This window comes from uncultured Bradyrhizobium sp. (genome assembly GCF_936928535.1).
GTDB lineage: Bacteria > Pseudomonadota > Alphaproteobacteria > Rhizobiales > Xanthobacteraceae > Bradyrhizobium.
On sequence record NZ_CAKZHY010000081.1, the window covers coordinates 36,560 to 49,896 of the forward strand.

The 13,337-nt window shown below is 65.7% G+C and carries 12 protein-coding genes and 2 pseudogenes; 6 read left to right on the forward strand and 8 right to left on the reverse strand.

The window, feature by feature from the left end; translation table 11 throughout:
- Window positions 1–8: 8 nt before the first annotated feature.
- Complete coding sequence (locus Q0687_RS12945) at window positions 9–722, reverse strand: HAD family hydrolase (protein ID WP_298877071.1); 714 nt, start codon at window positions 720–722, stop codon at window positions 9–11.
- A 30-nt stretch (window positions 723–752) separates the two neighbouring features.
- On the reverse strand, window positions 753–1,832 hold the full coding sequence (locus Q0687_RS12950; protein WP_298877074.1) for an ABC transporter ATP-binding protein: 1,080 nt from the start codon (window positions 1,830–1,832) through the stop codon (window positions 753–755).
- Window positions 1,833–2,042: 210 nt separating this feature from the next.
- Here Q0687_RS12950 and Q0687_RS12955 point away from each other — a divergent pair, with 210 nt between their 5' ends.
- Window positions 2,043–2,981, forward strand: coding sequence for a LysR family transcriptional regulator (locus Q0687_RS12955; protein WP_298877076.1), 939 nt, complete (start codon window positions 2,043–2,045; stop codon window positions 2,979–2,981).
- Window positions 2,982–3,107: 126 nt separating this feature from the next.
- Here Q0687_RS12955 and uxuA read toward each other — a convergent pair whose 3' ends face one another.
- From uxuA to Q0687_RS12970, 3 genes are all read right to left on the reverse strand, one after another.
- Window positions 3,108–4,298, reverse strand: coding sequence for a mannonate dehydratase (uxuA, locus tag Q0687_RS12960; protein WP_298877079.1), 1,191 nt, complete (start codon window positions 4,296–4,298; stop codon window positions 3,108–3,110).
- A gap of 13 nt (window positions 4,299–4,311) precedes the next feature.
- The gene (locus Q0687_RS12965) at window positions 4,312–5,361 is read right to left on the reverse strand and encodes an L-idonate 5-dehydrogenase (RefSeq protein WP_298877082.1); all 1,050 of its coding nucleotides are present in this window, start codon (window positions 5,359–5,361) and stop codon (window positions 4,312–4,314) included.
- A 66-nt stretch (window positions 5,362–5,427) separates the two neighbouring features.
- Entirely contained in the window at window positions 5,428–6,237 is an 810-nt protein-coding gene (locus tag Q0687_RS12970) for a FadR/GntR family transcriptional regulator (RefSeq protein ID WP_298877084.1), read from the reverse strand.
- A 129-nt stretch (window positions 6,238–6,366) separates the two neighbouring features.
- On the opposite strand from Q0687_RS12970, the gene Q0687_RS12975 reads away from it, so the two are divergent.
- Entirely contained in the window at window positions 6,367–7,836 is a 1,470-nt protein-coding gene (locus Q0687_RS12975) for a mannitol dehydrogenase family protein (protein ID WP_298877087.1), read from the forward strand.
- Between the two features lie 89 nt (window positions 7,837–7,925).
- On the forward strand, window positions 7,926–8,333 hold the full coding sequence (locus Q0687_RS12980) for a nuclear transport factor 2 family protein (RefSeq protein WP_298877089.1): 408 nt from the start codon (window positions 7,926–7,928) through the stop codon (window positions 8,331–8,333).
- Between the two features lie 24 nt (window positions 8,334–8,357).
- Here Q0687_RS12980 and Q0687_RS12985 read toward each other — a convergent pair whose 3' ends face one another.
- Window positions 8,358–9,101 carry an HAD family hydrolase gene (locus Q0687_RS12985; RefSeq protein ID WP_298877091.1) on the reverse strand — a complete coding sequence of 248 codons (744 nt, stop codon included), beginning with the start codon at window positions 9,099–9,101 and terminating at the stop codon, window positions 8,358–8,360.
- 137 nt (window positions 9,102–9,238) lie between these two features.
- On the opposite strand from Q0687_RS12985, the gene Q0687_RS12990 reads away from it, so the two are divergent.
- The gene (locus tag Q0687_RS12990; RefSeq protein ID WP_298877094.1) at window positions 9,239–10,099 is read left to right on the forward strand and encodes an SDR family oxidoreductase; all 861 of its coding nucleotides are present in this window, start codon (window positions 9,239–9,241) and stop codon (window positions 10,097–10,099) included.
- A 26-nt stretch (window positions 10,100–10,125) separates the two neighbouring features.
- Here the strand turns inward: Q0687_RS12990 and Q0687_RS12995 are convergent.
- Window positions 10,126–10,535 (reverse strand): annotated as a pseudogene (locus tag Q0687_RS12995) (dienelactone hydrolase family protein); the annotation flags it as partial.
- Here Q0687_RS12995 and Q0687_RS13000 point away from each other — a divergent pair.
- A pseudogene (locus Q0687_RS13000) lies at window positions 10,536–10,805 on the forward strand (MarR family transcriptional regulator); the annotation flags it as partial.
- A 156-nt stretch (window positions 10,806–10,961) separates the two neighbouring features.
- On the opposite strand, the gene Q0687_RS13005 reads toward Q0687_RS13000, so the two are convergent.
- Complete coding sequence (locus tag Q0687_RS13005) at window positions 10,962–12,029, reverse strand: hypothetical protein (protein WP_298877096.1); 1,068 nt, start codon at window positions 12,027–12,029, stop codon at window positions 10,962–10,964.
- Window positions 12,030–12,386: 357 nt separating this feature from the next.
- On the opposite strand from Q0687_RS13005, the gene Q0687_RS13010 reads away from it, so the two are divergent.
- The coding region (locus Q0687_RS13010; RefSeq protein WP_298877099.1) for an ATP-binding protein at window positions 12,387–13,337 on the forward strand (951 nt) is incomplete at its 3' end.

Genomic DNA, 13,337 nt, shown 5'->3' on the forward strand with positions numbered 1-13,337 from the left:
CCGCGGCCTTACGCCGGACCGATGGCGGCGTCGGCGAGCGCCTTCAGCGTCGGGAAGTGGAAGTCCGGCTTGGTCAATGCCTCCACCGCCGGCGTGCCGCCGAAACCTGCGATGCCCTGGCGGCGCTCGATCCAGCACACCTTGTATCCGAGTTTCCGCGCGATCCCAATGTCGTGGTACTGGCTCTGCGCCACGTGCAGAATGTCGGACTGCTTGTAGCCGAACGCTGACTGGCGACCCTTGTTGTAAGCGAAGAATTCGGGGTTCGGCTTGGCGACGCCGGTGTCGTCCGCACAGACGGTGTCGTCGAAGGGATTGCCGAGCGCATGCGCGTAACACGACAGCGCGACGCGGTCGGCATTGGTCATCGCCACCAGGCGGAACCTCGTCCGCAGCCGCTTCAGCGCCTCGGCGGAATCGGCGAAGGGCCCCCAGCGCAGCACCGAGAGCTGGAATACGTCGCAGGACGCATCATCAGCCGGCAGTCCGAGCTCGGTCGCGAGATGGCGATAGACGTGGAACATCACCTCGCTCGAGCGCTCGTAGTGCTTGTCGCGGCCGCGCTTGTAGGGTTCGAAGATCTGCTCGTCACTGAGCCCGGCCGCCTGCTTGCCTCCGATCCTGCGCACGGCTTCGAGCACACCGGTTTCGAAATCGATCAAGGTGCCGACGACGTCGAAGGTGAGAACCTTGAAATTGCTGAACGCGGCTTGGGTCGACATGGGCTTCTTCTCTCAGGTTGCAACAGGGCTTCAATCCACCCGGCGCACGACAATGGTGTCCTCGGGGTGGAGGGTGACGATGAGGCTGCCGCCGAGCGGCGGAATGCGGCCATAGGCCTGGTGATAGCTGGGCTGGCGCAGGCTGAGCGCGACGCCGCCTTCGAGCGCCAGGAAGATGCGCAGGCTCTCGCCCTGATAGACGATGTCGGTGACCGTCCCGGTCAGCCGGTTGCAGGCGGCATCCTGCGCGCCGTCCTCGATCAGCAGCTTTTCGCTGTGTACGGCGAGCATCAGTGCGTCGCCATCGGGAATGGCGCGTGCGCTGCGCAGCAGCGCGTTGCCGAGCGCGATGCTTGTGGCGTCGACGCGGCGGACCGGCAGCATAGTCGCCTCGCCGATGAAGCTGGCGACGAAAGAATCGGCCGGATAATCGTGCAGCCGGGCGGGCGCATCGATCTGGATCAGTCTTCCGTCCTTCATCACGGCGACGCGGTCGCTCATGGTCAGCGCCTCGCGCTGGTCATGGGTGACGTAGATGATGGTCGCGCCGATGCGCCTGTGCAGCGCGCGCAGCTCGATCTGCATGGTCTCGCGCAGCTGCTTGTCGAGCGCCGAGAGCGGCTCGTCCATCAGGATCAGTTGCGGCTCGAAGATCATGGCACGCGCCAGCGCCACGCGCTGGCGCTGGCCGCCGGAGAGCTGCGCGATGCCGCGTTCCTCGTAGCCGGCAAGGCCGACCATGCCGAGCGCCGCGCGCACCTTGTCGGGCCAGCTCGCTTTCGGCAGGCGGCGTGCGCGCAGGGGAAAGGCGACATTCTCGCCCACGCTCATATGCGGAAACAACGCGTAGTTCTGGAAGACCACGCCGATATCGCGCTTGTGCGGCGGCATGTAGGTGACGTCGCGGCCGCCGAACAGGATGGTGCCGGAGGTCGGCAGGATGAAGCCGCCCAAAATGCCAAGCAGCGTGGTCTTGCCGGAACCGGACGGGCCGAGCAGCGAGAGGAACTCGCCGGCACCGACATTGAGGGACACATCGTCTAGGGCGCGAACGGCGCCATACGCCTTGCTCGCGGACCTGATCTCGACGCTTTCCGCTCGTTTGTCCAAGGATCGACCTCGCGCAATCCCGCAATGGCGTGCCTCACTGCACGCCATAAGACTGCTTTATAGACAGAAGCTCGGAATACTCTTGGTTGCAGCGTGCACCGCAACCAAACCTCTCCGGAAGCCCCTGCGTTTAAGCTGTCATGTCAATGACACCAGACTTGCGAAAATCCGGCAATTGCCAAATTCTCACGCGCCTCATAACATGACGTTATGCCAGAGCTCCGCCGCATGCTGCCCTCCAGCAACGCCCTGTTCGTCTTCGACGCAGCGGCGCGCAATGGCAGCTTCACGGCTGCGGCGGCCGAGTTGAACGTCACGCAGCCGGCGGTGAGCCGGATGCTTGGGCAATTCGAGGAGCATCTCGGCGTGCGGCTGTTCGACCGTCGAGCAGGCCGCGCGGTGCTCACCGAGGAAGGCGAATTACTCTATCGCCGCGTGCTCGAAGGATTTCGCAGCATCGAGACCGGGCTCACCGAGATCGAGCGGCGCCGCAAGGACACCGAGACCGTGACATTGTCGGTCTCCTCCGCCTTCACCACGCATTGGCTGATGCCGCGCATCGACAAGCTGCAGAAGCAGTTTCCGCAGGTCGATCTGCGCTTCCAGCTCATTTCCGGCGCGTTGCGCGGGCCGGTCGAGAATGTGGATCTCGGTATGCGCTTTCGCGACCGCGACGAGCCGTCCTCAGGCGGCACGCTGGTGATGAAGGAGGTCATGCTGCCGATGTGCAGCCCAGCCTATCTCGGCGAGACCGATCCCGCCGAGGGCAACACCATCATCCGCCTTGCCGAGACGCCTGGCGACTGGGCCGAGGATTACGCATCACTGCTCACCGGACGCCGCGGCGCAGCCAAGGGCTTGAGCTTCACCGACTATGCCGTTGTGGTGCAGGCCGCCCTGCTCGGCCAGGGCATCGCGCTCGGCTGGCTCACAGTCGCCTCGCACTGGCTGCTGACCGGCGCGCTGGTGCCGGCCTCCGACAGGCTCAGCACCACGCGCCGCATCTGCGAATTCCTGCCGCCGCGCAATCGCCCAATGCGCCCCATCGCCGCCGAGATCCGCGACTGGATTATCGACCAGATGCACAGCGAGATCGCGGCGATCGACAAGCTCTATCCCAAGCTCGGCGCGATGGCGGCCTGTTATTGAGCTGGCGCCGCTCTCCCCGCGTCATCGCGAGGAGCGAAGCGATGAAGCAATCCGGACTGCCTCTACGGAAAGACTCTGGATTGCTTCGCTACGCTCGCAATGACGATGTGGATGGAGCTTTGCACCCTACCGATGCTCGATCGCCCTGATCGCACCGCGCAGCTCGGCGAGGCCGCGGAGACGGCCGATCGCGGTGTAGCCGGGATTGGTGCGCTTGGCGGCGACGAGATCGTCGAGCATGCGGTGACCATGATCGGGGCGGAATACGATCCTCTGATCGGCTGAGCGTCGCGCGTTCTCCTTGAGCAGCGCCTTCAGCACTGCAATCATGTCGACGTCACCGTCGAGATGATCCGACTCATGGAACGATAGCCCGTCCGCCTCGCGCTTCGTCGCGCGCAGATGCGCAAAGGCAATGCGCGGGCCGAAGCGCGAGGCCATCGCGGGCAGGTCGTTCTCGGGCCGCACACCGAGCGAGCCCGTGCACAGGCAGATGCCGTTGGCTTTTGACGGCACGGCGTCGAACAGCGCCTGGTAGTCGTCGGCGGTCGAGGCGATGCGCGGCAGGCCGAACAGCGGCCGCGGCGGATCGTCCGGGTGCAGCGTCAGCGAGACGCCAAGCTGCTCGGCAACCGGCGCAACGCGGCTCAGGAATTCGGCGAGATGCTGCCGCAGGATTTTTGGCGTGATGTCGCGATAGGCATCCAGCTTGTCGCGGAATTGCGGAATGGTCAGCGGCTCGGTGGTCGAGCCAGGCAGCGCGCTGGCGATCGCCATGATGAGATAGTCGATGTCGGCCTGCCTCATCTTCTCGAACCGCGCCTTGGCGCGTGCCTGCTGCTCCGGCGAGTACTCCTGAAGCGCCGCCGGGCGCTTCAGGATATGCAGCTCGAACGCCGCGAACCGGTCCTGATCAAAGCGCAGGGCGCGAGCGCCGTTCGGCAGCTCCCGTTCGAGATCGGTCCGGCACCAATCGACCACGGGCATGAAATTGTAGCAGATGACCTTGATACCACAGGCTGCCACTGCCTCCAGGCTCGCGATCCAGGCGTCGATGGATTTGGTCGCCTTGGCCCCGAGACGCTTGACGTCATCAGGAATCGGAATCGATTCCACCACCGACCAGGTCAATTGCGAGCGGCCGGGCTGGCCGTTCTCGATGAAGGTCTTGCGCTCCTCGACGGCCTCGCGCGCCCAGGCCTCGCCAATCGGCACCTGATGCAATGCCGAGACGATATCGCTCGCCCCGGCCTGCCTGATATCGTCGAGCGACACGGGATCATTGGGCCCGTACCAGCGCCATCCTTCAAGGATCATAGAGGCTCTCCAATCAGTTCGCGGTCAGCACGACCTTGACGCTCTGCGAGCGGTCGAGCGCCAGCCGCAGCGCATCCGGCGCGGTCGAGAGAGGCCGCTCGGCGGTGACCAGAGACAGCACATCGACGCTGCCGTCGCCAATCAGTTCCACCGCGGTCATGAATTCGAGGCCGAAGCGGAACGAGCCGCGCAGGTCGATCTCCTTGGCCATCACCGCATTCGACGGCGTCGGGATTTGGCCGCCCGGCAGGTTGCCGATCTGCACCACCACGCCGCCGCGCCTCACGATGCCGATCGCACTGGCAAGACCCGCGGCCGTTCCCGACACCTCGAAGGCGACGTCAAAGGGGCGCGATGCGGCCTGCGCCTTGAAGCCCTCCTCGCCGCCGGAGACGTTCTCGACATGGGACGCACCGAGCCTGGTCGCGAAGGCCAGCGGGGCGGGCGCGATGTCGGCCACCGTGACGTCGGCCATGCCCGCGCGGCGCGCGGCGAGCATGGTGAGAAGCCCGATCGGGCCGGCCCCAAAGATGATGCCGCGCTTGCTCTGGATGTTGCCGGCGCGCGCAACGGCGTGCAGGCAAACAGAGAGCGGCTCGGCGAGAGCTGCGGCCTGATAGGATACGTGGTCGGGGATCTTCACGCACTGCGCCGGGACCGCGTCGAAATAGTCGGCAAAGCCGCCCTGCATGTGCGGCGTCTTCGAGGCGGAGCCCATGAAGTAGATATTTTCGCAGAGATTCTGCCGGTCTTCGCGGCAAGCGGCGCAATGGCCGCACCAGCGCGACGGATTGACGGCAACGCGGTCGCCGACCTTCAGGTTCGCGGCCGTGCCTGCGATCTCGACGACCTGGCCCGATATTTCGTGACCGAGCACCAGCGGCGACTTCACCACGAAATCGCCGGTCCTGGCATGACGGAAGTAATGCATGTCCGAACCGCAGATGCCGCCGGCGCCGAAGCGGATGCGCACCATGCCGTCAGCGAGCTTGTCGAGCGGATGCTCGATCATGCGCAGATCTTCGGGTCCGAACAGTGTTGCGGCGAGAGAGGTCGAGGTCATCTGTCAAATCCCATTGTGTCTGCAGCTTCGTTCACCCGCCCCGAGATCGAGGCGAGTCCTCCAATCTCATCGCCGCCGCGCGCTGCCGCTTTTGGCCTGCACGGCAGAAGAGCGTTTTGGCTTGCCCGGCTCACCTCCGGATCGCGCCGCCCGCTTCCGCGCCGCCGGCACACCTGCTGATGTCTCGGCACCAAAGCTCTGCGCAAAGCGCTCCTGCGAATGCGCGAGGTGGTCACGCATGGCGTCGTGAGCCGACATTGGCCGGCGCGCCGCGATGGCATCGCGCACGGTGCGGTGTTCATCGAGCGCGGCGCGCCAGGTTCCGGGGTTTTCGAAATAATGCGCGAGCTGCGCGAAATAGGGATTGAGGCGCTGGTCAAACAGCTCGCCGACCACACGCACTAGCACGGCGTTGCCGAGGCATCCGGCGATCGCGATGTGGAAGGCACGGTCATGGACCATCGAGGCCTCGCCGGGATGCTCGACACTCTCCATCGCGACAAGCGCGGCGTCGATGCGGGCGATGTCGTCCTTGGTGGCCACGCGCGCGGCCTGCTCCGCAATCACGCTTTCGAGGAATTCGCGGGCGCGCAGCAGCTCGAACGGACCTTCGATGGCGGCCGACGACACCGGCGCAGCGTCGGCGGGCTCGGTCACATAGATGCCGGAGCCGACGCGGATGCGAACGCGTCCTTCCACTTCAAGCGCGATCAGGGCCTCGCGCACCGTCGGCCGCGAGATCCTGAGCTGCTCGGCGAGCTCGCGCTCGGTCGGCAAGCGGCTGCCGACCGCGTACTCGCCGCTGTCGATCAGGCTTCGCAATTGATCGGCGACCTGGCGGTAAAGCCGTCTCGCCTCCACAGCTTCCAGCGGCACGCCGGCCTCCGGGGTCTCGCCGGGGCGGCTTGCTGTCCGGCGGCCCCGTCGATTTTGGATAATTGGCCTTACCAATTGACCGATGACGGCCATCATGTCAAGCAGCAGCGGAATAGAGGGGAGACGACCATGCGGCTGGGTCACGCCAATCTCGACCAGATGCCATCTTCGATCCGCCGCCCGGCCTATGACCGTTCCCGCGTCACACCAGGCATCGTGCATCTTGGTCTCGGCGCGTTTCATCGCGCGCATCAGGCTGTCGTCATCGACGATTGCCTTGCCGCTGATAGCAACGCCTGGGGCATCGTCGGCGCGAGCCTGCGCAGCCCTGACACACGCGACGCCCTCGCCCCGCAGGATCATCTCTACACACTCGCCGTGCGCGCGGCCGAGGGCACCGAGCATCGGATCGTCGGCGCGCTGCTGGACAGCGTCGTCGCGCGCGAGAAGCCGGCTGCGCTGGTCGAGCGGATGGCTGATCCCGCCATTCGCATCGTCTCAACGACGGTGACCGAAAAGGGCTATTGCCACACGCCGCAGTCAGGCGATCTCGACGATCGCCATCCCGACGTGGTGCACGACCTCAACAACATCGAGGCGCCGCGCTCGGCGCCGGGCTTCATAGTGGCGGCGCTGGCGCGCCGGCGGGCGCTGAGCATTGCACCTTTCACCGTGCTGTGCTGCGACAATCTCGCCGCCAACGGCCACACCGTGCAGCGGATCGTGACGCAATTCGCCGCGCTCCGCTCAAAGGAGCTCAGCAAATGGATCGCGGATAGCACTACCTTCCCCTGCACCATGGTCGACCGCATCGTGCCTGAAACAACCAATGCTGATCGTGACGCGGTCGCTGTGGCGCTCGGGATGCGTGACGCCTGGCCCGTGATGACCGAGCCCTTCACGCAATGGGTGGTTGAGGATCACTTTGCCGCGGGAAGGCCCGATCTCGCCGCGGCAGGCGTCGAGCTTGTGAGCGACGTCAAGCCGTTCGAGCTGATGAAGCTGCGGCTGCTCAATGCCAGCCACTCGGCACTCGCCTATCTCGGCTACCTCGCCGGCTACGAGACCATTGCCGACACCATGCAGAATTCGCATTTCGCGCGCCTCGCCGCACAGGTGATGGAACAGGCCGCGGTGACGCTGACGATGCCTGCAGGCACCGATCTTGCCGCCTATCGCGCCTCGCTGCTCAAGCGCTTTGCCAATCCGGCACTGCGTCACCGCACCTGGCAGATCGCGATGGACGGCTCGCAAAAACTGCCGCAGCGGCTGCTCGGTGCGATCCAGGATCGTCTCGCCAGGAACCTGCCGATCGCGACGCATGCGCTCGCGGTGGCCGGCTGGATGCGTTACGTCACCGCGTCAGACGAACAGGGCCGCGCCATCGACGTGCGCGATCCCCTCGCTGCCGAGCTGGCGGCGCTGGCGCGCGAGGCAGGTCCCATGGCGGAACGGCTTGCGCCCGCATTTCTCGGCGTGGAAAAAATATTCGGACCGCTTGGTGCCGAGCCGCGGCTGCGCGAGGCCGTCATCGCAGCGCTCCGGCGCCTCTACGCGGAAGGTGCGCGGCGCACGGTGGAGACGCAGGTTTCGGCGTGACCAGATACTGGGCAGCGATGCTGCACTGCGTTCAAAGTCGGACGCAAGTCGCGCTTGATTTTTGCCTGCCATTGGCCCACCCGAGAGTGATGGCAAAGGACAGCAAGATCATCGCCGCGAACGCGGCTTTCTACACCGCCTTTTCGACGGGCGATTTCAACGGCATGAAGCGGATGTGGGCGGATGACGACGCCATTTCCTGCATTCATCCCGGCTGGCCCGCGATCGTCGGCCATGCGACGGTGATCGGAAGCTGGCGCGACATCCTGCAAAATCCCGAAAGGCCGCAGATCGTCTGCGCCGAGCCGCAGGCGATCGTCGATGGCGACAGCGCGCGCGTGCTCTGCATCGAGATCGTCGACGGCACCGCGCTGGCCGCGGCCAACCATTTTCGCCGCGTCGGCGACGCCTGGCGCATGGTGCATCACCAGTCGAGCCCGATCGCGCAGATTGTCGAGCAGGTCGAGGACGATAGAGCGAGCCACCGGGTGCACTGACGACAACGATCACGTTGGGGTGATCTACTGTGCATGGGGTTGTTTTGTGTCTTTTGGTTCAGCAAGTTCCGACAGATCGTCCAGCACCATCAGCGCCGTGCTGAAATCATCATCCCGGAAATACAGGCTGCGCGTGATGAGCACGGGAATGTCGGCCCGCGAGGCCGCGACCAGCCCGTTGGCGGAATCCTCGATCGCGACGCAATCCGAAGGCGCCAGCCTCAGCCGCGCCAGGACCTCGAGATAGACATCAGGCGCCGGCTTCTTGTGCCTGACATCATCACCGGCAACGATCGTAGCGAAATCCGCAGGCCACGCCGGCCCCAGCGCCCGCGACAGCAGTGCATCGATATTGCCGTGCGAGGTGGTGGTCGCGAGCGCAAGCCGCTGGCCGCGCGCCTTTGCGGAGGCCAGCAGCTCCGCCACGCCGGGCCGCAAAGGGCAGCAGCCGGTTTCGATCAGCTCGGCATAATGCGCCGTCTTGATGCGGTGAAGCTCGGCGATCTCGACGTCCGACAAGGCGGGCGCGGTCGACTGGCCGGCGTGGAAGGCGCGGATGCGTTCCTTGCCGCCGGTCACCCGCAGCAGGTCCCGGTAGAGGATACGGTCCCATTGCCAGTCGAGACCGTGACGGGCGAAGGCATGGTTGAAGGCGCGCCGGTGGAGCTCCTCAGTCTCGGCCAGGGTGCCGTCGACATCGAAGATCAGCGCGGCCGCGGCCCGGATCCGCTCTGCCGCATCCAACGGCACGATCGCCTCCGCCTGCATGGTCGCCGCCTCCCTGTCACGCGCGACCATCGCCCGAGGCAGCAGGCGAGTAAAATCGCAATATCTTTTGCCGGCCCCAAAAATCTCTTATGAGCGAGGAGGCGCGACCAGCGCGATCTGGAACTTACGGGAGACGCATGCGGCTCTTCATCCTCGGCCTCGGCTATAGCGCCCGGCATTTCTTCCGCCGGTACGGCGGCAGTTTCTCGCATGTCGCCGGCACGGTGCGGGATCCCACCACGAGAGACGACCTCGCCGGCCTCGAGCTGCACGGCTTTGCCGGCAGCCGCCCGGCTGACGCCACGGTCGACCGCATCCGCGATGCCGATGTCCTCATCGTCTCCATCCCGCCCGGCAGCACCGGCGATCCCGCACTCGCCACGCTCGGCGATGTGCTGGCGGCCGACCGTCGCAAGGTCGTCTATCTCTCCACCATCGGCGTCTATGGCGATCACGCCGGCGGATGGGTCGACGAGACCACGCCGCCGCAATCTTCCCTTGACCGCGCGCGGATGCGCGTCGCGGCGGAGCAGGCCTGGACGGAGACGGCGCACGGCAATGTCGCGATCCTCAGGCTTGCCGGCATCTACGGTCCCGGCCGCAACGCGCTAGTGACGCTGCGGGGCGGCACCGCCCGGCGCATCATCAAGCCCGGCCAGGTCTTCAATCGCATCCACGTCGAGGACATCGCGAGCGCCATCATGGCCGCAATCAACCACGGGAGCGGCGGCACCTGGAACCTCTGCGACGACGAGCCCGCACCACCGCAAGACGTGATCACCTATGCCGCGCAGCTGATAGGCGTTACGCCACCGGCGGAAGAGGCGTTCGCGACCGCCGAGATGTCAGCGATGGCGCGAAGCTTCTATGCCAGCAGCGCCCGCGTCTCCAATACGAAACTGAAGCGCGAGCTCGGCGTCACGCTGGCCTATCCGACCTATCGGCACGGCCTCGATGCGCTGTGGCGCGAGGCAGAATCGCGACCCGTCGTGAAATAGAAAGGCCGATCGGCCGCCCTTTGGCGTCAGCTCAGAACGCCGTATTTCTTGAACCAGGCCTGCGCCTGCGCCCACGCATCCCCTGCTGCGTCCTTCCGGTAGCTGCCGCGATAGTCGGCATGGAAGCCATGCGGCGCTTCGGGATAGATCTTGAACTCCGCCGTCTTCTTGTTCTCCGCGAGCGCGGCCTTGAGCTGCTCGATCTGGGCGACGGGAATGCCAGTATCGGCGCCGCCATAGAGGCCGAACACCGGCGCCTTCATCTCGGGCGCGAGCTGCAACGGGCTCTTCGGCCAGAGCGGATTGGGCGCGACGACCGGCGGACCATAGAAGGCAACGCCGGCCTTGAGGTGCCGCTATGGGCGGCATATTCCCAGACAGTGCGGGCACCGCGGCAAAAGCCAATGATGCCGAGCTTGGCAGTGTCGCCGCCTTGCTGCGCGACTCGCTCCGCGAGGTCCTCAATCATCTCGATGCGGCGCATCAGCGGCTCGATGCCAGCATCTGCCGCGATTGCATGTTCCTGGCCGAGCGCAGCCCCGCCACGGGCAAGGGCCGCGCCACCGCCGAGTTCATGTGCCGGCTGTACCGCGCCCCCGTCTCGCTCGAAGAGACCGAGCTGCTGTGCACCAGCTTCGAGCGCACCCGCGACCGCCCCAAGATCGAGGATCATTTCGATCGCGCGCGCGTCGCAAGCCAGGGCTGAGGGGGCGGTCTGGTTCTCCGACGCAATTCGTCCGAACTTTGCTTGATCTCTCCACCCCTCGGATCCGAGGGGCGCAGGGAAAGCCGGGTGCCGGCTGGCACCCGCGGTCTGCTGCGCGCCGGCCGCCCGCATTAGCCGACGATCGGCGCGCGCCGTTTACTCCGCGCCCGATCCGCCCTGCACGATCTTCTCGTTCAGCTTCTGGTCGACCGTGTCGACAGTGCGGTCGATCTCGGCGTTGGGCACGCCGAGCTGATGCGAGATCAGCTTCACCAGGAGGTCGACGCGCTCGATGAAGGGCGCGCCGCTGGCCACGGCCCGCGCGGCCGAGGACGGCTTGAGCAGGCTTTCGGCGGCCTTGGCGTATTTCGCAAACGGCACCTGGTCCTCGGGGTCGGCGCCGAGGCGGCGGGCGATGGCATCGACATGATCGTAGATCGTTTGCGAGCGCTTGAGGTCGCCGTGCACGGCGTCGCGGATCGACTGCGGCTCCTGCGGGGTGATGCAGCGATAATTGCCGGTGAGCAGCATCGACCACTTCGCCAGCGGCACGAACAGGGAATCGAACACTTTCAGCTTCACCGGCACGTCCTTGCCGTCGAGCGTCACAGCGTCGATGTCGGCCTCGAGTTCGCGCAGCACCTTGTTGTGCTTCTCGTCGGCGAAGGCCGAGGCCTTGAAGTTGGTCGGCAGGCCGACATGCAGCACGTTCGCCGCTTCCTCCGGCGGGCGGAAGGCCTGCGGATCGGGCGAGCACAGCGTCACGAGGCCAGGCTCGAAGCGCTCCCACACCTGTGCATTCGTGTAGGCCTCCTCGAGATCCATGTCTGCCAGCGCCGGAATGCGCTTGAGATAGGGCAGCGGCGGCATGTTCATGATCGACAGGCACGGCAGCTTCGCCGCGGCGATCTTGACCATGAGCATGCGAACCGTGTGATTGGTGTATTGCGGCTCCTGCATCGCAAGACCGACGAGATCGTAGCGGGAGAGGTCCACATTCTGCGGCGTTACGGCATCGAGCTTGCCCGGCCGCAGATCGCGCGAGAAGATCGCCCGATGGGTCGCCTCATCGCGCAGCTTGATGCGCACTTCCGTGCCATCACGGTTGATCAGCTCCGCAGTCTTGGCGCGGCAAACCAGGGTCACGTTGTGCCCGGCCATCAAGAGCTTGGTGCCTAGCAGGGAGCCGTAGGAAGCTCCCAGAATCAGAACGTTGCGCGCCATGTTCGTCCCCTCGAGAATGTGTGTGATTTTGGGCCCCGGCCGTTATCCGCGGGTGCATTGCAGCATCTAAGGCAAACCGTCCGGGGATGGCAACTGGGATAATGCATACAAGGAAAGCAGCATATTCCGCCACGCGGACGGACAGACGGATCGGCCACCTCGCAGCCATTGCGGCTTAACCGAAATATGATGGCCTGGCCGATGCCGCAGCGATTCCCGCCCGCACTTCTACGACTTTCAATTCACAGCTGAAATTCCACCGTGGGCAACGCGGCGTGTTCCCACCTGTTTCGCTCGACGCATCCCGCTTCGATTGATAAGCCCCTGTCCGCGAATGACGGGGCTTTGAGTCGGGACATGACGGTTGCGATCGAGATGGGGCTGACCACGGCCGGCGCCGGGGCGGCCATGGACCTCGAGGAACTCTTGGCGACCCGTCTCTTGGTGCAGGGCAATTCGGGCTCCGGCAAGTCGCATCTGCTCAGGCGCCTCCTGGAGCAGAGCGCGCCGTGGGTGCAGCAGGCCATCATCGACCCCGAAGGCGATTTCGTCACGCTGGCCGATCGCTTCGGCCATCTGGTGATCGACGCCGAAGACCACACCGAGCGCGGCCTGCAAGTCGCGGGCGAGCGCGCCCGGCTACATCGCGTCTCCACCGTGCTCAACCTCGAAGGGCTGGATGCCGAGAACCAGATGAGGCGCGCGGCCGCCTTTCTCGGCGGCATGTTCGACGTCGAGCGCGACCATTGGTACCCGATGCTGGTGGTGGTCGACGAGGCGCAGCTGTTTGCGCCGGCGGTCGCGGGCGAAGTGTCGGACGAGGCGAGGAAGCTGTCGCTTGGCGCTATGACCAATCTGATGTGCCGCGGCCGCAAGCGCGGCCTTGCCGGCATCATCGCGACGCAGCGCCTCGCCAAGCTCGCCAAGAACGTCGCGGCCGAAGCCTCGAACTTCCTGATGGGCCGCACCTTCCTCGATATCGACATGGCGCGCGCCGCCGATTTGCTCGGCATGGAGCGGCGGCAGGCGGAAGCCTTTCGCGACCTCGAACGCGGCCAGTTCATGGCGTTGGGACCTGCGCTGTCGCGCCGTCCGCTGCGGCTGAACATCGGCCCGACCGAAACGTCCCCACGCAATTCGACGCCGCGGCTGATGCCGCTCCCGGAAGCGACGCTTGAAGATGCGCGCGCCGTGATCCTGGCTGCGCCGCCGCCGGACGCGAGCCGGCCGCAGCGCCGGCCGGCGCCCGATCTGCTCGAGCAGCTCCGCGCGGCCAAGGCGGCGGCGCCTGACATCAGCACCGAAGAG

Excerpts from the sequence above, each read along its gene's own strand:
- Q0687_RS12945 (WP_298877071.1), bottom strand. The coding sequence starts at position 722 with ATGTCGACCCAAGCCGCGTTCAGCAATTTCAAGGTTCTCACCTTCGAC.
- Q0687_RS12955 (WP_298877076.1), top strand. The coding sequence starts at position 2,043 with ATGCCAGAGCTCCGCCGCATGCTGCCCTCCAGCAACGCCCTGTTCGTC.
- uxuA (WP_298877079.1), bottom strand. The coding sequence starts at position 4,298 with ATGATCCTTGAAGGATGGCGCTGGTACGGGCCCAATGATCCCGTGTCG.
- Q0687_RS12965 (WP_298877082.1), bottom strand. The coding sequence starts at position 5,361 with ATGACCTCGACCTCTCTCGCCGCAACACTGTTCGGACCCGAAGATCTG.
- Q0687_RS12975 (WP_298877087.1), top strand. The coding sequence starts at position 6,367 with ATGCGGCTGGGTCACGCCAATCTCGACCAGATGCCATCTTCGATCCGC.
- Q0687_RS12980 (WP_298877089.1), top strand. The coding sequence starts at position 7,926 with ATGGCAAAGGACAGCAAGATCATCGCCGCGAACGCGGCTTTCTACACC.
- Q0687_RS12985 (WP_298877091.1), bottom strand. The coding sequence starts at position 9,101 with ATGCAGGCGGAGGCGATCGTGCCGTTGGATGCGGCAGAGCGGATCCGG.
- Q0687_RS12990 (WP_298877094.1), top strand. The coding sequence starts at position 9,239 with ATGCGGCTCTTCATCCTCGGCCTCGGCTATAGCGCCCGGCATTTCTTC.
- Q0687_RS13005 (WP_298877096.1), bottom strand. The coding sequence starts at position 12,029 with ATGGCGCGCAACGTTCTGATTCTGGGAGCTTCCTACGGCTCCCTGCTA.